Source organism: Dysgonomonas sp. 520, assembly GCF_010501095.1.
Taxonomy (GTDB): domain Bacteria; phylum Bacteroidota; class Bacteroidia; order Bacteroidales; family Dysgonomonadaceae; genus QVMP01.
Map to the genome: position 1 here is coordinate 42,192 of NZ_QVMP01000015.1, position 16,574 is coordinate 58,765.

A 16,574-nucleotide genomic window follows, 5' to 3' on the forward strand; every position below is an offset into this window, starting at 1 on the left:
ATTACCGATTGACATTATTACACAAAATATTATTAAAATGAAATTAAACAAGGGAAATTTGTTATTATATTTACAATCAACTTTTTTAGATTGAAACTCAAAAAAAAATGTATGGCAAATAAACTTTCATTCCTGATATTATTTCTATTGTTTCTCACATCTTGTGGAGCAACACACAATTCGATGATGAATGCCGATTCCAATATGAGGAAAGTGAAACTAGACATGACTAAGCAGGAGGTTGTAGCTATTATGGGAGAAACATATCTGTCGGTTAGCTCAGAAAAAACTCCCGAAGGATTCAAAGAAGTATTAGGTTATAGAACAGCTGTGCAAACCGATGGAATCTACATGCTTTCTTTCATTGACAACAAATTGGCAGAATGGCATATAGAGTGGCCTGAAAGACCTATATATCAGCCTTATCCATCATCTTCCGGTGAATAATATTTCAAGGACAATCATTATAGTAATTCTAAATTTTAACGAGATTATGAAAAGAATCATTTTATTAGCAACAGTCGGTTTGATGTTGTTTTCGTGCGAAAAAGCAAATAAGGGAGTAGACCCGGCTAAAGAAGCCTCACAAGGAAATGCTGTTGTGGAAAGCATCATGAACAGGAGGAGTATCCGTTCTTACAAACCCGAACAGATAAAGCAAGAGCAACTGGATACCATTATGCAATGCGCCATCAATGCACCCAGCGCAAGAAATCTTCAAGCATGGGAGGTTAGGGTAATACAAAATCCCGACTTGCTGAAACGTATCAACGACCGCTTTGTGGAGAAAACAAAGGCAAAAGAGGGTTCTAATGTTTTCCATAATTCACCCACGCTTATCATTGTAGGAAAGGATAAGGAGAATCCTTACAGTCCGGTTGACTGCGGGTTGTTGGCTCAGAATATCCTGCTTAGTGCCGAGTCTATGGGAATAGGCACATGTGTGGTTGGATATGTTGCGGTAGTGTTCAATGACGAAGTTGGTAAAGAATTTCTTAAAGAGATAAAAATGCCCGACAATTTCGATGTTGCTTTCGGAATATCGATAGGTTACAAGAATGAGTCTCCCGAAGCTAAACCAAGGGACGCAAATAAAGTGCAATATATAAAATAACATCAGATAACTCGTTTGTCATTGAGGAGCTTATGCAACTCAATGACAAACTGAGAATAAAATAAGGTATTTAAACCCCTTCTATTTCTATTTTTCTAATTTGCTTGTTTTGCCATTTCGAAAATAAAACCAGCATCACAATCGCCCCTATTGTAGCACAAAGCATGTCCGATTGTGTATCCCACTCATACCCCTGCATACCCAGAAAGTTGTCGGCCGATTGTTTTATCACCACTGCCACAAACCACTCAAACAACTCGTAAAGGGCACTAATGCTCAAACAAATGGAAACTACAATAACAGGCAACCACGATTTTTTATTCAACACCTTCAGTCGGATAAGTATTTCGCGTGTAATGAAAGCCGGGACAAACCCTTGGGCAAAATGACCAACCTTATCGTAATTGTTGCGCATCAAGCCAAACTCATCCCTCACCCAGTCGAACAAAGGTACTTTTGCGTATGTATAATGTGCTCCTATCAGAAGTATGATAAAGTGCAGCAAGATGAAAAAATAGGTCATATCCGTAAACCTGAATTTTTTGTATGTAAAAGCCAGAATGGCAAAACCTATTATTACAGGCAGAGACTCCAGAAACCACAACACATATCCGTAGGGCGAAATAGCCGACCAAAGGCATACCAGAAACAGAATAACTAAGAAAATAACGTGTAGTCGTTTCATAATATCAAAATTTTATTCTTCAAAGATAAATTATAATATCAAACCTGTAGTGCATTTATAGCTTTAATGTTAAAGCACTCATAATGAAATTTTTATTTGAATTGTCATTCTGAACGAAGTGAAGAATCTGGGCCTTTAGTCTTAGATCCTTCGTTTTACTCAGGATGACAAGATGATTATGTATTATCTTTCAATCTGTTGCCTTTTATTTTTTAATGCACTACGAGTTAATATCAATATTCTTTCGTTCGTCGGGAAAAGAATATCGTTCGTCGATTTTATCTATGTTTTGGCGGTCTGTAAATATATCTTTGTTTAAAATATCACAATAAACATTTTTTATTAAAACAGGTGACAATCCTGATTATTATCAGGTTAACTACCATAAATAACAATATTACATTATTGTTACTGATTTTTTACAAATTCCGATTAAATAAAAAAAAATATTATCCGTTTATGTAAAAAAAAGAAAAAATTGTTGTGACTTTTTCTGTAAAGTGTAGACTAACTTGTCATAGGGCTATTATTTAACTAATCAAGATAACAAATTTTAAACATGTACAAGCACAAATTTTTATGCTTCTGGTTTATCCTAATCGCACTTTATCCGGCATCGCTTTTGGCGCAAACGTTCAAAGTAAGTGGTACTGTTGTGGATGGCAAAACAAAAGAGCTTCTTATGGGGGTTCCCATATTGGTGAAAGAAATGGATGGAACGGGAACGTCCACTTCGGCAGACGGGCAATACTCGCTCTGGTTGGAAAAAGGCAGCCACACACTCTCAATCTCCTATGTTGGTTATGAAACAAAAGAGATTAAAGTATCCGTAACAAAAAATATGCGGCAAGATGTTGTGCTCAGCCAATCGAGCATAAGCCTCGACGAGGTTGTCATATCGACGGAGCGTCCCGATGCAAATGTTAGTGCTCCGCAAACCGGTGTGCAAAAAATGACAGTGCAAGAGGTGATGAAACTACCCGTGCTGATGGGCGAAAGGGATGTTCTGAAAGCCTTACAGTTGACTCCGGGCGTGAAGGCGGCCAGCGAAGGTGGCGCCGGTTTTTTTGTCAGGGGAGGAAGTTCTGACCAGAACCTCATCTTGTTGGATAACGTTTCTCTTTACAATGCCTCGCACTTGTTGGGTTTCTTTTCGACATTCAACACCGACATCGTGCGCGATGTAACCCTTTACAAAGGGGCTATGCCTGCCCAATACGGCGAGCGACTGGCGTCTATTGTAGATGTTCAGCAACGAAGCGGCGATGTGAACGGCTACCATGCTTCGGGCGGAATAGGGTTGATTTCTTCCAACCTGACTCTCGAAGGCCCTATTCAAAAAGGGAAGTCATCTTTCATCATCGGAGGCAGGCGGACCTATGCCGACGCAATTGCCCGTTTGTCGGGAGTGGAAGAGGCCAGCAATGCCTATCTATACTTCTACGACCTGAATGCGAAAGCAAACTTTGCACTTACAGATAAAGACCAGCTTTCTTTTTCGGGATATTGGGGAAAAGATAAGATGGTTCTGAAAGATTTTGCCGACACGGACTGGGGAAATCTGGTTGCTTCATTGAAATGGAATCACAGAATGAATTATAAGTGGTCTTCTGCCACAACACTTAGCTTCAACCGCTACGCCTATCATGCGAATGCAGATATAGGTATAGACGTATCTGTTACGGCAGATATAAAGGACTTTGGATTCAAACAGGAGTTTATTTACAACAGGAATCCGAACAATGAATGGCGATTTGGACTGAATAGCATCTATCACCGGGTGGCTCCGGGCGATCAGAAGGCGGGAACCGCTCGCCTTAATTTATTGCCCCGATATGCTCTTGAAAATGGGGCGTATGTCTCAAACCAATGGAAACTGACCGATAATCTTGAAATTGTTTACGGACTCAGGATGTCTGCTTTCATGGCAATGGGTAAGGGCGAATACTATACTTTGGATAGCGAAAAGAATGTATTGGACACAACATACTATAAAGGAGGGAAAGTGGTGAAAACATACATCAACCTGGAACCCCGTTTTTCTGCCGCATATAAACTGAACGATTTATCCTCCATAAAAGCGGCGTATGCAAGAACTACACAGAATATGCACTTGCTCCAACATAGTGCTATGGGCACACCGTACGACAGATGGACTATGAGTTCCAATAATATAAAACCGCAGATAGCAGACCAATATTCGTTAGGGTATTTCCGCAATTTTGACAACAATACATTCGAATTTAGCGTTGAGGCTTATTACAAGGATATGAAAAATCAACTCGATTTTAAGGATAACGCCGAATTTGGAGATACTGACATCGTGGAAACTGAACTTTTGAGCGGGAAAGGACGAGCTTATGGCATTGAGTTGATGTTGAAAAAACGTGTCGGGCGATTAACGGGATGGATAGGATATACTCTTTCCAAATCGGAAAAGAAGATAGACGGAATCAATTTCGACCGTTGGTATAGTGCGCATCAAGACCGCACGCACGACATATCGATTGTAGGTATATACGAACTGACTCCCAAATGGACAGTTTCTGCCGCATGGGTCTACTATACGGGCAATGCCTTGACATATCCGAGTGGAAAATACCAGATCGACGGCAAAGAGGTGATGTATTACGCCGAGCGTAATGGTTACAGGGCTCCGGCTTATCACCGCTTGGACTTAGGGGCTGTGCACACTTTGAAGAAAACCAAAAAGTTTACGTCGGAACTTGCCTTTAGCCTTTATAATGCTTACGGGAGGGAAAATGCGTATATGATAAATTTCAGGACAAACGATGACGACCCTACAAAAACTTCTGCTTATCAGTATTCATTGTTCCGTTTTATACCCTCTATCTCGTGGAATTTCAAGTTTTAAGGTAGCATTAAAAAAATATAAACTATAATATGAAAAAGATAATATATATAATACTGGCAGTGGCATCGTCTTTCTTGGTTTCTTCTTGCGAGAAAATAGTAACGGTTGATCTGCACTCGGTTGAACCCAGGTTGGTGATAGAAGGAAAGGTTCCCCTGAATGAATATGCAACCGTCAGGCTCACCACAACCAAAGATTTTTACTCGGACAATGAGTTTGAGCCTATTCTTGGAGCCGTGATCACAATTGAGGCAGACAACGGAGAATTTGATACTTTAGACTACGATCCTTTAAAAAAGTTATACGTTAGTGATAAAATCGTGGGACAGGAAAGGGTTACCTACAACCTGATGGTTGTATTGGATGAAGCAGAATATACCGCAACATCAAAAATGCCTCCTCTCGTGCCCATAGATTCTTTAACGATGGATTTTGTTAAGTCAGTAAATACCAAATACCCATATCCGTATGTACATTTTCAAGATCCTGTGGGCAAAGAAAATGACTACTACCGCCACCTCGTATTTATCAATGGCAAAAAGCATACATTGAACGACGACGCCATGACTTCCATGGATCACTCGGATGGTATTTATGTGAGCCGGCTTATAACGGTCAGTTCAAATGATGAGGATAATCATCCCATAAAAAAAGGAGATGAAATAACAATCGAGCAGCAATGTTTGGATAAGAGTTGTTTCAAATTCTTCAATACCCTGAGTAACATAGACAATTCGATGAACAACCCCACAACCAACATTGCAGGAGGTGCGTTGGGATATTTCAGCGCATACTCTTTTACCAGAGCTTCTATAATTGCCGAATGGTAGAAAACAAAGATAAGAAATGAGAACGGTTGGCTATGAAAATAGTCAACCGTTTCTTTTTCGTAGTTTTATATGAGTTGTGTGCGATGTGATTTCTTTAGGTTTTACGCCATCTTGTTTATAGTTGCGGCTTCCTCTTCTTTTTTCGATATTATATTTTTAGCTATCATCAGGCAGGCAAATATTATTCCCGGCACAAATGATGCGATTCCTGCAATGAGGAATACGGTGGACGGGTTGCTTCCGGTTTTTATTATCTCCGTAACAACGGTAACGGTCATATACAATGACCCGACGAACAGAAACATACCAAGAATAATGCCCAGAGTTCTGCTTTTTATTATTAATTGCAAGATTAAAGTAAATGCCAGAATAAGTATTGGCAAACACAGCGCTTCTCCGCTGATCTTGTTACTTGCCAACCAAAACATCGACAACAGGATAAAGAATATCTCAGGAGCGATGGATAAAGTTCGATTAGTAGTTTTCATCTGTTTTTTTAGACTTAGGTGTTTTTTTTATAAAAATTAATGATTTCCCATGATTTATAACGAAAGATAAGACAAATAAATCGAATGAAAAAAATTTAACTCTGTTTCCCGCATATTTAAGATTTGCGTGCCTGTTTGTCCCTTGATATTTTTTACGTAAAATGATACTTTATATAAAAATAATTACGTATATTTGTACTCTGATTGCGTATAATGTTTTGCGTTCTGTCACTTGGTAGGTGGCAGAGGTTTTTTAGTTCGAATATATCTTACTGTTTATGAGGGAGATATATTAATATGAAAAATGTAAATCTTTTTTTTCTGTGACTTTAGTTAAACAACATAATCACACCTTGCTGAACTTTGCGGCTATATAGAGACATACATAGCTAATAATCAATGACATGATTTGCTTCTTTCGGTTGTTTTGCATATCAACCGAGAAAGGTACTTGTTAAACTTTTTTTAAACATTGCGAAAACAAGATGGAAATACCGGATATAAAACAAAACAAGAACATTGAATACATACCTCTGAATAACGGTGGGCAGTATAATTCGCTATCTGGAAAAACCAGAATATTGTTCGTTATGGAAGGAGCTGTGTATGCCGAGTCTTCTTATTTTCATGATTCGCTTGTTTGCGAAAGGATGATGTTCATTTTGCCAGAAGAAAGCGATATTTGTCTTCAGGCAAAGGGTGATGTCTCCATTATTATTATACATACAGAAAATATTATCAAATGGAGCAAGTGTTTTTCTCCGGAAGAGAAAAATAGCTTGAGGATAAAGGATGGATACAGGATGAAGCCGGGATTCATCTGTCTGGATATCATAGAGGTGGTGTACGACTATCTGAAAACCTTACAAGCATATATCTCTTTCGATGTGGTTTCGGCTAAGTTGGAAGAGATAAAACTTAGGGAATTCTTCCTTATCCTCAGCAAATTATATCCGGCGGAACAATTGCACAGCTTCCTGAACATGTATATGATCTCCGACTTCTATTTCACGGAACAAATCAGAATCAACTACAGGAAGGCGCGTAATATACAGCAACTGGCACATCTAGTCAATTTCAGTTATTCGGGATTCAATAAAAAATTCAAGAAGGTGTTTGGCACTCCGGCATACAGTTGGATGCAGAAGAGAAAAGCGGAAGATGTTTATAATGAGCTAAGTAAATCGTCAAAGAGTATAAAGGAAATCTCTACGGATTTCAACTTCATATCCTTGTCTCACTTTAATGAATTTTGTCATAAAATGTTTGGGCAGTCGCCCCGGCAGGTAAGAAAACAGCAAACAAACGGATAAAAACCAATGGCTAAAAAGCAAAACAATGTGACCGGATTTACTATTTTTTTTGATTTTGAGGAATGGCGTATTTCTGTAACCTCTGTCACCTACCAAGTGACAGATGTTATGTGTTTTCGGAATGTAATATAAAAGTAAGGAATATAATCGGTCAAAATACACAAAATGAACAAAATGACCTATCCGTGGCATGTTTTTCATTGGGAGCAAACAATTAAAGGTACAGGCTTTATAAAGATTCATATTATATAAATCACAGATAATACAGCAAAACATAGCATTATGCAAACACAAAAGTTGTCCATAGAGTATAAACAATTAAACAAAAAAAAATTATGAAAATAGTAAATCACACAATCAAGAACCTGTTGCTGGCAGCGATGTTGTTTCCGGCAACCTTTACGGCATTGCACGCCCAGGTAACTGTTGGTTCGGATACAGAGCCTACAAAGGCTGCCTTGTTGGAACTCAAAACACAGCAGACAGCCGGGACTGTCCCTTCGGTTATCGATGATGCCAATATCACTTCCACTACAGGCGGCTTGTTGCTTCCCCGCGTCAAACTGGTAAATGTCAATACGATGCAGCCGTTTATTGCAAACAATAATGCCGATTGGGTTGCCAACACCAACTCTATTAAAGAGAAACTTGCCGGGCTGATGGTCTATAACCTGACCAATGACGGGATTTTCTACCCCGGGGTCTACACCTGGGACGGTTCCGCATGGATGACCTCAGGGGTTAATCCCGCCAGCTCTTCCATTGCCGGGCAGCCCAAAGCCTTCACCTTCTACGAATCGGGTCAGGGAACAGTCGATGCCCTTGAAATCATCGTCAAGGGTCCGGGTACATGGACTTACCAATGGTACCAGGTAACGGGCAATAACGTACATGTGCGTATCGGCAAGCCTGTGGGTGAAGCCGGAACTATATATACAACTACCGCTGATGCTGATGCAGCCGGAGCCAACACTTCGAAATTCAAGCCTCAGGCTGTACTCAAAGGCACTACCCGCGATGCGCGTAATACCGGCTTTTACAAATTCTATTGTGTCGCTGAGAGTGATCAGGGTGCTACACTGACCTCTGAAACGGCCGAAGTGGCTGTGGGGTGCGGGGCTAAGGATAATATGGGCGAATGGGTCTCTTTTATGTGCTTTAACCTGGGTGCTACCAAACTGACCATTGCCGATCAGATAGGACACCCGATGAATTACTCTGCCGATTCGGAGGGTAGTGCGCATTATTACATTGCAAATGAAGAGCAGGTTCTCGGCGATTTATACCAGTGGGGGCGTATTGGTGATGGACACCAAAAGCGTGGAGTGTCAGCAGGCTTTGTTCCAGGACAGGCAACCGCGGGTAGCAATAAGGTAAATTATAATACAACTACTCCTCCAACATACGAGAATGGTAACCTACTTGGTACTTATCAGCGTTATCCTATGCAGCAGGTAGCTCGTTCCAATGCTACCTACTATGGTAAGTTTATTATTCCCGGTTCATCTCAAAATTACAATTGGGCATTTAACCTGCCGACTAGCGAGATAGACCTGTTATGGCAAACAGCCCGTTTTGCACCTAACGACCCTTGCGCTAAAATTAATGCTGACGGTTTGACCTACATGACCTATTATCCTGCGGCGAGTTCAAGCGCTGCCGGCGGGGCATCCACTACCAATTGGCGTATACCTTCGCAGGACGAATGGGGCAGAATTTTCAAGGGCGGGGGTATAACAGGTCCCACTACAACCGCCACAGCTAACACCTGGCAATGGAACTCTACCAATTGCCGTGGTATGGAAATTAAGCCTGATGGCGTTACCACTACCCTGTTTTTGCCCGCTACTGGCCGTCGGCATGCCGGTAATGCTTTGCTCGGTGCCCAAGGTATGTATGGCTACTATTGGAGCAGTAGTATCCTTGGTACTAATGCCTACTTCATGAGCTTCCTCGCTGGTGCGGTATATCCTGCTGGCAGCACCTACCGCGGCGTCGGCCATGCGTTGCGTTGCGTCAAAAACTAATTAATGCACCTCACCCCCGCCTCTCCAAGGGGAGAGGAGCCGTAAAGCCACGGATATCCGAGTTACGAAAATACAAGATAACAAATGATACTAAGGATTATATATATTATTGGGTTGCTATTCTTTCTCTCCCCCTTCGGGGGAGCCGGAAGGGGTTTTGCCCAGACCCTCGAAGTTGAATTGCCATACTGCTCAGGCAGGGAGTATTCTCTCTGCCTGTTGCAAGGTACAGGACAGGATACTATCGCTATGGGATTATTGGATGACAAAGGCAAAGCTATAATCAGTTTTCCTCTAAACTACCGGGGCGTAGGCCGTCTGACTATAGAGCAGTGCGGGCATATGCGCAATATAATACTTAATGGAGAAAAGCGTATTACATTAAGCGAGGCGGACAGCCTCGAAGCCAAGACCATATTTACACATTCGCCCGAAAACAGTTTTCTGATCGAAGCCATGGCAAAACAGAACAGGATTCTTAAAGACTATTACCGCCTGGCCAATGGCCAAACGGAGCAGTTTATGATATTCGCTTCTCCCGAACAACGTATGAAGGCGGTAGAAAATGAATACAAGGCTTTTCGGGGTGAGATTAGCGGTAGTCCGCTCTATGCCGCACGTGTACTTGAAATACTCAATCTGTTGACGGGTGTCGGCAGTTCGTTCATTATTTCAGAGCAGCAGATGTTAGAAGAACAGCGCGGGTTTATTGTCAATAAGGTGAATTTCAACGACCTGTATACCTGCGGATTTTGGAGTCAAACGCTGGAAGCATGGGTACAAATGACCTCGCAAAACGATACTTTACTCTTAACCAATACCCGGCACATGCTCGACCGCTGTGGGGGGGACATACCCATCCGCAGAGAACTCACACAAACAATTATCCGTCTATTCTCTAAATATGCGAAAGACAACCTGCTGGCTGAACTGGGCACCGAATACCTGACCATGCCCCTGAACGGGCAATTAGCTCCGGAAATAGTTGTTAGTGATGGCACATCCTTTATCCCCAAAAGCAGCCTGATCGTCTTTTACGAAACAGGTTGCGGCAACTGCCACTACGAGCTCGAAAACCTCAAAGCAAAATATTCTCTTTTGTCCAACAAACATAATGGTCTCAGGATAATCTCTATTGCAGCCGATATCGGCAAAGAAGTGCATGAAGAAACATCGGCAAAGTTACCATGGGTGGATAAATTTTGCGACTTCAAAGGGTTTGACGGAGACAACTTCAGGAATTACGGCATTGTAGGTACACCCACTTATATCCTGACCGATAAAGAAGGCATTGTTAGGGGAAGGTATGCACAGCTAAAGGAATTAATAAAAGATTAAGTTAACCCGTAGTGCATTAATCATACAATACAAGTTTTTAAATTGTTAATATTCCTGTTGTTTAATTTATTAATGAGTTGTATAACTGTCAGAGTCATTATCTTAGATAATATTCTGTTTTTGAAACCATCAAAATATTTAGCATAATTTCTACGAATCATAAACTGGTCACATAATTGAGAGAATAAAGTTTCAATACGTTTTCTTGATTTACGGAAAGGAGGAGGGTCAAAAGTTCCAAATTTCAGAAAATACCCCCAGCCCCTAAAGGGATGTATTGATTATCAATTGTTTAAAAAGTCCCCTTTAGGGGATTAGGGGTAGAAAAGACTTTTGACAGCCCCTTCTTTTTCGTAGTTTTATATGAGTTGTGTGCGATGTGATTTCTTTAGGTTTTACGCCATCTTGTTTATAGTTGCGGCTTCCTCTTCTTTTTTCGATATTATATTTTTAGCTATCATCAGGCAGGCAAATATTATTCCCGGCACAAATGAAGCAATTCCTGCAATAAGGGATACGGTGGACGGGTTGCTTCCGGTCTTTATTATCTCCGTAACAACCGTAACAGTCATATACAATGACCCGACAAACAGAAACATACCGAGAATAATGCCCAGAGTTCTGCTTTTTATTATCAACTGCAAGATTAAAGTAAACGCAAGAATAAGTATTGGCAAACACAGCGCTTCTCCGCTGATCTTGTTACTTGCCAACCAAAACATCGACAACAGGATAAAGAATATCTCAGGAGCGATGGATAAAGTTCGATTAGTAGTTTTCATCTGTTTTTTTAGACTTAGGTGTTTTTTTTATAAAAATTAATGATTTCCCATGATTTATAACGAAAGATAAGACAAATAAATCGAATGAAAAAAATTTTAACTCTGTTTCCCGCATATTTAAGATTTGCGTGCTTGTTTGCCTCTTGATATTTTTTACGTAAAATGAAACGAAGAAAAACGAAGAATGGATTTTTTTGACACGACTCAATCGTTAAAATATGTTAATTGTTAATAAAAACAAGCTTTAAGAAAAAGTGCAAATACAAACAGGTAGCGGGTCTTTCCATTATCCTGTTGCTGCTCCTGACCGGTGGAGGTTTACGGGCGAAGGTGAAAACCCTGCCCAAGATTTTTCATTGATCGTAAATGAATCAGTATTTGCGGCGATGGTTGGAGGATTAAAGATTCTCAAAATCCTTTACAAACTTCTTGTCCAAAGCGAAGATAGCCACCGAAACGATAGTTGTGGTAATAATGCCCGCAACACCAATTATCGAACTGTATGTTTCGTCGTAATTATCTACGATGAACGGCATTATCATTATCATAGACGTCAGCATAGATATTAGTGCAGCCGGAGCCAATACGGTCTTCATTTTCAGTCGGATGTATATTAATATAGGAGTAGCTGATATGGTAAACAACACCATCAGGAAAACGCCTAAGCCTGTGTGCCCCTGATGATACAATCCCAACAACACCAGGGGTATATACCATATTCCCCAAACTAAGCCTATGAACAGAGAAGACCTTAGGAAGCCTGCTTTCTGTGTCTCCCTAAGCAGGAATCCGCGCCATCCGAGTTCTTCACCCAGAGAAAACAACATCCCTAAGGTAAAACCCCTGAAAATAATTCCGAAAAAGAAAGAAATCAACAGGCTTGTGCCCGACATCTGAGCCGAAGACTGTTTCATCGTAGCAACCAAACCAGGCGGTATTTCCGGCATCGACGCCAGCATTTTGTCTATCATCACTTCTCCCGAAAGGTTGACCATGCCGAATTGCGACAGGTGAAACTGTATTCCCAACAGATTTATGATGCCAAACATTAAGGCATAAATGAGTATAAACAATGCCGGAATGATAAAATACCACCTTGTTTTGTTTTTGAAAAAGCAAAAACCACAGGTTTGCAAATTTTCTCCGTACATTAATCTCTGAACCGAAAAGGCAGCTATGGCCGGCGACATCAGATAGAACAAGGAAATAAGAGTAGAACCCATTATGCCATCAGCTTTCGTATCGGTGAAGTATACCAATGCAGCTACCAACCAACTCAAACTAAATGTTAAAGCGAGAAACAACCTTACCTTGTCCTTATCTACTTGATTATCTTTCATTTTTATTATGTTTTTGTTCAAAATTGCTTTGCAGCCAGCAAAGATAATCTTTATTCCGTTTTTCCTGCAATTTCGTCACAATAAGGGAAATTCCGTATACACACAAACAGCATATTTAACACAAAGGATTAAAATTTGCCCCGTATGTCACAAATTTAACAAGAGAAGAGCTCGGGGTAGTATGCCCGGGATCTTAACGAATTAGGAGAATAAGGTTGTAGCGTTTTTACAAAAAAACGTTTATGATAGTTTTTGTAAAGTTTGTGTTTTTCAACAATTTCTATTTCTTAGTATTTATAGCCGTAGTTATCTGCTCATTGGCCCGGTCTATGATAGATCGGTCGAACGAAGCCAGATACGTATAAGTCGTTTTCTCGGACGAGTGCCCCAGTCCTTCGCTGATTACCCAAAGCGGAAGATTTTCTTGCTTGGCAATGGTTGCCCACGAGTGACGGGCTACGTGCGTAGAAATACGTTTCTTTATACCACAAAAAGCAGCTATCTTTTTCAATCGCTCATTTTGCAAACGTAATGCGCTTTCGTACTGAATGCGGGGCGACTTTTTAGGGTCAATGATAATGGGGAAAACATAGGGAGTGTTCCTAACCTCTTCTTTGAAGCTGTCCATAATAATCCGCATCGACGGGGTTATTTTAACTTCTATAATCCCCCCGGTTTTTTTTCTGTAATAACGAATAATATTGCCCCTGATATTTTTCTTCTGCAGAAAAGCCATATCAACAAAGCTCATGCCTCGGGCATGGAAACAGAAAAAGAACAAGCGTTTTGCAAAATCGAGACCTTCCAGGTAATCCCTGTTTGTTGTTGTCCTGAATCTTCTGTCGATTTTGTCGGACAAGTCTAAAGCGTTCATACGGCTGATCTCGTCGATGTTGAGTGCCCGTTTTTGGGTTTTCTGAACCCCCGTATATACATGCATAAACGGATTGGCATGTTTTGGTAATATACGCTTTTCGGAGACCGCCTTGTTGTAAATAGCCCTCAGGTTTCGCATATAAAACGAAATCGTATTGGGCGTTTTGCTGTTTCGTTTCATTTCGTTCTCAAAATCCTTTATCAGGTTTGCGTTGATGTGATTGAGCGGAATATCCAAACTCTTGTTGAAGTGCACCAGAGCTTGCGCTGCTGTGCGATAGGCACGGGCAGTCCGTTCCTGCCCCGATTTGATCAGTAGCATTGCCTGACGTTCCACAAAATTAAGTAATTTCCCACTATCCGTTCTGAACTTGTAATAGTTCACTACATCCACTGCCGTGTACCGGCCGTCCAATTCCAGGTTTTCGATAATGTGTTCGAAAATAGAGTTGATCTCCGAGAGTTTTTCCTCTATTTGCATTAAATAATGTATTCTCACCTGATCGGTCATAGGGAACACTAAAGCCTGTTTGTCTTTGTCCCATTCGTGAGGATAAATTCGGAATGGTAAACTCAAGACTTTTGTTCTTCTCATGTGAATAATTCGTACACTGAGACTTCCCTTCTGGTCGCCAATACGAGTTGACGGACGAAAGACAAATGATATCGATGCCATAAAAATGTAAAAATTTAAGTTATAATTTCAGTTTCTTCTATTGATACCTTATGTTAGTGCATTTATTTTATCAAACTAATTTTATCATATATATAGAGTGCGATTTGGCTATCTTCATTTCCCAAATACGAGATATATGAACTACATATTATTCAGACTTCGATACAAACAAATAAATAACTTATATTGATAATCCCCTAGTTATAATATAACAATTATTATTACTATTCGATTAGATTTTTAAGTATTTTTGATTCCCATTAAAAAAACAAAGATATACAAAGATGAAACAATATCAAGAACTTCTTAAAATTGTATTGGCCGAAGGAGTAAAAAAAGAGGATAGAACAGGGACAGGAACAATAAGTATTTTCGGACATCAAAGCCGTTATAATATGGCAGAAGGGTTTCCCGTATTGACGACAAAAAAGCTCCATTTGAAGTCAATTATACACGAATTATTGTGGTTTTTGGCAGGGGATACGAATGTTAAATACTTGCAAGACAACGGAGTACGTATTTGGAACGAATGGGCCGACGAAAATGGTGATCTTGGACATATATACGGCTATCAGTGGCGTTCGTGGCCCGACTATAATGGAGGGCATATAGACCAAATTACGCAAGTTGTTAATTCTATAAAAAAAAATCCGGATTCACGACGAATTATTGTTAATTCGTGGAATGTTGCCGATATTCCGAATATGAACCTGCCTCCGTGTCATGCTTTTTTTCAGTTTTACGTTGCCGATGGAAAATTAAGCCTGCAATTGTATCAACGAAGTGCCGATATATTTCTGGGCGTTCCGTTCAACATAGCATCTTATGCCTTACTCTTGAAAATGATGGCACAGGTAACCGGACTTCAGGAAGGTGATTTTGTGCATACCCTGGGTGATGCCCACATCTACCTGAATCATTTGGAGCAGGTTGATCTGCAATTGTCGCGCGAACCACGGCCATTGCCTCGGATGAAAATAAATCCGGATGTGAAAAATATATTCGATTTCAAATACGAAGATTTTGAATTGGAGGGTTACGACCCCCATCCGCACATAAAAGGCGTGGTGGCCGTATAAGTTTGTTGGAGATTTTTTATTAGATTTGTTTTTGAAAATAAATCGTGTATAAATTATTTGTTATGAAAAATATTTTCGGATTATTATTCCTGTTTCTGTCCGCACAAGCAATACAAGGTCAAAATACAGTGAAGCTGAATGCTGTGAAGGCAAACAATTATGGGGTTGCCTATACCCTGCCAAAAACAGCTATAAAAATTACGGCTGACGTAACGAAAACCATAAGAAAAACGGGCGAATATTATCAATATGCCGACAGGTATCTGAACATTTCCAACCCCATAACAAAAGATGAGGTTATTTATAGCATAGACAATATCACCTTCGAAACCTATGGCATACCCGACAGAAATGAGTCGTATCTGGTCGAATTCAAGTCGAATTGGGTTGCCCCTTATGTAACATTGACGGAAGACGGACTTATTTGCGCCATCAATGCAGATGCTGAGTTTTCGCCCGAAAAAGAAAATCCGTTAGCTACGGTAACCAAAAACAATATCGACAATCCGAAGTCTTACTTCACCGAAGAAATGCTGCGATCGGGTTCTACCGGTAAACAGATAGAACTGATAGCAAAGCAAATTTACTTGTTGCGTGAAACCCGTACAAACATTCTCACAGGAGAAGCAGACAACATGCCTCCCGATGGAAATGCCTACAAAATAGTGATGGAACAAATTGACCGTCAGGAAAAAGCATTGACGTCCTTGTTTTCGGGAACGGAAGAAGTGGAAAGCATCACCCGTAGAGAGTTTACTGTAATTCCTGACGAGGAAGACATCAACCGACAAGTGGTTTTTCGCTTTTCGTCGAAGTTAGGCATTGTGGAGGCAAACAATCTGGCCGGAGCACCTGTTTATCTGAGTTTGATAAACAAAGAACCTCGTGAAGAACTGTTTCTTTCGGATAAGGAGCAAAAAGCCTTGGAGAAAAAATATTCCAATGGTTTGATATACAACATTCCGGCTAAAGCAAACCTGAAAATAGAGTACGGCAACAAAGCTGTTGTGAATAATATGATTGATGTTGTTCAATACGGCTCGAAGGAAGTATTTACGCCTAAAGAATTGGAATTCAAGAAAGATAAATCCTTGCAGGTTATTTTTTATCCTGATTTGGGTGCAATAAAGAAAACAAACGGACAATAAGAA

General features: G+C 40.4%; 15 protein-coding genes and 1 pseudogene. 10 read left to right on the forward strand and 6 right to left on the reverse strand.

Annotation, left to right across the window (positions count from 1 at the left end; genetic code table 11):
- Positions 1-111: 111 nt before the first annotated feature.
- Both D0T56_RS10220 and D0T56_RS10225 read left to right on the forward strand, forming a co-directional pair.
- Entirely contained in the window at positions 112-447 is a 336-nt protein-coding gene (locus tag D0T56_RS10220; RefSeq protein WP_163320050.1) for a hypothetical protein, read from the forward strand.
- Between the two features lie 46 nt (positions 448-493).
- The gene (locus D0T56_RS10225; protein ID WP_163320051.1) at positions 494-1,114 is read left to right on the forward strand and encodes a nitroreductase; all 621 of its coding nucleotides are present in this window, start codon (positions 494-496) and stop codon (positions 1,112-1,114) included.
- Between the two features lie 70 nt (positions 1,115-1,184).
- Here the strand turns inward: D0T56_RS10225 and D0T56_RS10230 are convergent, their stop codons facing one another.
- Positions 1,185-1,799 carry a DUF2238 domain-containing protein gene (locus tag D0T56_RS10230; RefSeq protein ID WP_163320052.1) on the reverse strand — a complete coding sequence of 205 codons (615 nt, stop codon included), beginning with the start codon at positions 1,797-1,799 and terminating at the stop codon, positions 1,185-1,187.
- Between the two features lie 559 nt (positions 1,800-2,358).
- Here D0T56_RS10230 and D0T56_RS10235 point away from each other — a divergent pair.
- The gene (locus D0T56_RS10235; protein ID WP_163320053.1) at positions 2,359-4,674 is read left to right on the forward strand and encodes a TonB-dependent receptor; all 2,316 of its coding nucleotides are present in this window, start codon (positions 2,359-2,361) and stop codon (positions 4,672-4,674) included.
- 29 nt (positions 4,675-4,703) lie between these two features.
- On the forward strand, positions 4,704-5,504 hold the full coding sequence (locus tag D0T56_RS10240; protein WP_163320054.1) for a DUF4249 family protein: 801 nt from the start codon (positions 4,704-4,706) through the stop codon (positions 5,502-5,504).
- 101 nt (positions 5,505-5,605) lie between these two features.
- Here the strand turns inward: D0T56_RS10240 and D0T56_RS10245 are convergent, their stop codons facing one another.
- Positions 5,606-5,992, reverse strand: a complete 387-nt coding sequence (locus D0T56_RS10245; RefSeq protein ID WP_163320055.1) for a hypothetical protein — start codon at positions 5,990-5,992, stop codon at positions 5,606-5,608.
- A gap of 485 nt (positions 5,993-6,477) precedes the next feature.
- On the opposite strand from D0T56_RS10245, the gene D0T56_RS10250 reads away from it, so the two are divergent.
- From D0T56_RS10250 to D0T56_RS10260, 4 genes are all read left to right on the forward strand, one after another.
- Positions 6,478-7,305, forward strand: coding sequence for an AraC family transcriptional regulator (locus D0T56_RS10250; protein WP_163320056.1), 828 nt, complete (start codon positions 6,478-6,480; stop codon positions 7,303-7,305).
- A gap of 6 nt (positions 7,306-7,311) precedes the next feature.
- Positions 7,312-7,437 carry a hypothetical protein gene (locus tag D0T56_RS16770; protein WP_255491153.1) on the forward strand — a complete coding sequence of 42 codons (126 nt, stop codon included), beginning with the start codon at positions 7,312-7,314 and terminating at the stop codon, positions 7,435-7,437.
- Between the two features lie 203 nt (positions 7,438-7,640).
- On the forward strand, positions 7,641-9,332 hold the full coding sequence (locus tag D0T56_RS10255; RefSeq protein WP_163320057.1) for a hypothetical protein: 1,692 nt from the start codon (positions 7,641-7,643) through the stop codon (positions 9,330-9,332).
- 84 nt (positions 9,333-9,416) lie between these two features.
- Positions 9,417-10,670 (forward strand): hypothetical protein, encoded by a 1,254-nt coding sequence (locus tag D0T56_RS10260; RefSeq protein WP_163320058.1) that lies wholly within the window; start codon positions 9,417-9,419, stop codon positions 10,668-10,670.
- 20 nt (positions 10,671-10,690) lie between these two features.
- Here the strand turns inward: D0T56_RS10260 and D0T56_RS16775 are convergent.
- From D0T56_RS16775 to D0T56_RS10275, 4 genes and pseudogenes are all read right to left on the reverse strand, one after another.
- Positions 10,691-10,894: pseudogene (locus D0T56_RS16775) on the reverse strand (transposase); the annotation flags it as partial.
- A gap of 171 nt (positions 10,895-11,065) precedes the next feature.
- Positions 11,066-11,452, reverse strand: a complete 387-nt coding sequence (locus D0T56_RS10265) for a hypothetical protein (protein ID WP_163320059.1) — start codon at positions 11,450-11,452, stop codon at positions 11,066-11,068.
- 398 nt (positions 11,453-11,850) lie between these two features.
- Positions 11,851-12,792: a type II CAAX prenyl endopeptidase Rce1 family protein gene (locus D0T56_RS10270; RefSeq protein ID WP_163320060.1), complete on the reverse strand. Its 942-nt coding sequence runs from the start codon at positions 12,790-12,792 to the stop codon at positions 11,851-11,853.
- Positions 12,793-13,072: 280 nt separating this feature from the next.
- Positions 13,073-14,344, reverse strand: a complete 1,272-nt coding sequence (locus tag D0T56_RS10275; protein ID WP_163320061.1) for a site-specific integrase — start codon at positions 14,342-14,344, stop codon at positions 13,073-13,075.
- A gap of 284 nt (positions 14,345-14,628) precedes the next feature.
- Between D0T56_RS10275 and D0T56_RS10280 the strand changes: the two genes are divergently transcribed.
- Together D0T56_RS10280 and D0T56_RS10285 are read left to right on the forward strand one after the other, a co-directional pair.
- Positions 14,629-15,423, forward strand: a complete 795-nt coding sequence (locus D0T56_RS10280) for a thymidylate synthase (RefSeq protein ID WP_163320062.1) — start codon at positions 14,629-14,631, stop codon at positions 15,421-15,423.
- 62 nt (positions 15,424-15,485) lie between these two features.
- The gene (locus tag D0T56_RS10285) at positions 15,486-16,571 is read left to right on the forward strand and encodes a DUF4831 family protein (RefSeq protein WP_163320063.1); all 1,086 of its coding nucleotides are present in this window, start codon (positions 15,486-15,488) and stop codon (positions 16,569-16,571) included.
- Positions 16,572-16,574 lie beyond the last annotated feature (3 nt).

Coding starts and splice junctions, on each gene's coding strand:
- D0T56_RS10220 (WP_163320050.1), top strand. CDS start 112: ATGGCAAATAAACTTTCATTCCTGATATTATTTCTATTGTTTCTCACA.
- D0T56_RS16770 (WP_255491153.1), top strand. CDS start 7,312: ATGGCTAAAAAGCAAAACAATGTGACCGGATTTACTATTTTTTTTGAT.
- D0T56_RS10255 (WP_163320057.1), top strand. CDS start 7,641: ATGAAAATAGTAAATCACACAATCAAGAACCTGTTGCTGGCAGCGATG.
- D0T56_RS10265 (WP_163320059.1), bottom strand. CDS start 11,452: ATGAAAACTACTAATCGAACTTTATCCATCGCTCCTGAGATATTCTTT.
- D0T56_RS10240 (WP_163320054.1), top strand. CDS start 4,704: ATGAAAAAGATAATATATATAATACTGGCAGTGGCATCGTCTTTCTTG.
- D0T56_RS10235 (WP_163320053.1), top strand. CDS start 2,359: ATGTACAAGCACAAATTTTTATGCTTCTGGTTTATCCTAATCGCACTT.
- D0T56_RS10230 (WP_163320052.1), bottom strand. CDS start 1,799: ATGAAACGACTACACGTTATTTTCTTAGTTATTCTGTTTCTGGTATGC.
- D0T56_RS10285 (WP_163320063.1), top strand. CDS start 15,486: ATGAAAAATATTTTCGGATTATTATTCCTGTTTCTGTCCGCACAAGCA.
- D0T56_RS10225 (WP_163320051.1), top strand. CDS start 494: ATGAAAAGAATCATTTTATTAGCAACAGTCGGTTTGATGTTGTTTTCG.
- D0T56_RS10250 (WP_163320056.1), top strand. CDS start 6,478: ATGGAAATACCGGATATAAAACAAAACAAGAACATTGAATACATACCT.
- D0T56_RS10280 (WP_163320062.1), top strand. CDS start 14,629: ATGAAACAATATCAAGAACTTCTTAAAATTGTATTGGCCGAAGGAGTA.
- D0T56_RS10245 (WP_163320055.1), bottom strand. CDS start 5,992: ATGAAAACTACTAATCGAACTTTATCCATCGCTCCTGAGATATTCTTT.
- D0T56_RS10275 (WP_163320061.1), bottom strand. CDS start 14,344: ATGGCATCGATATCATTTGTCTTTCGTCCGTCAACTCGTATTGGCGAC.
- D0T56_RS10260 (WP_163320058.1), top strand. CDS start 9,417: ATGATACTAAGGATTATATATATTATTGGGTTGCTATTCTTTCTCTCC.
- D0T56_RS10270 (WP_163320060.1), bottom strand. CDS start 12,792: ATGAAAGATAATCAAGTAGATAAGGACAAGGTAAGGTTGTTTCTCGCT.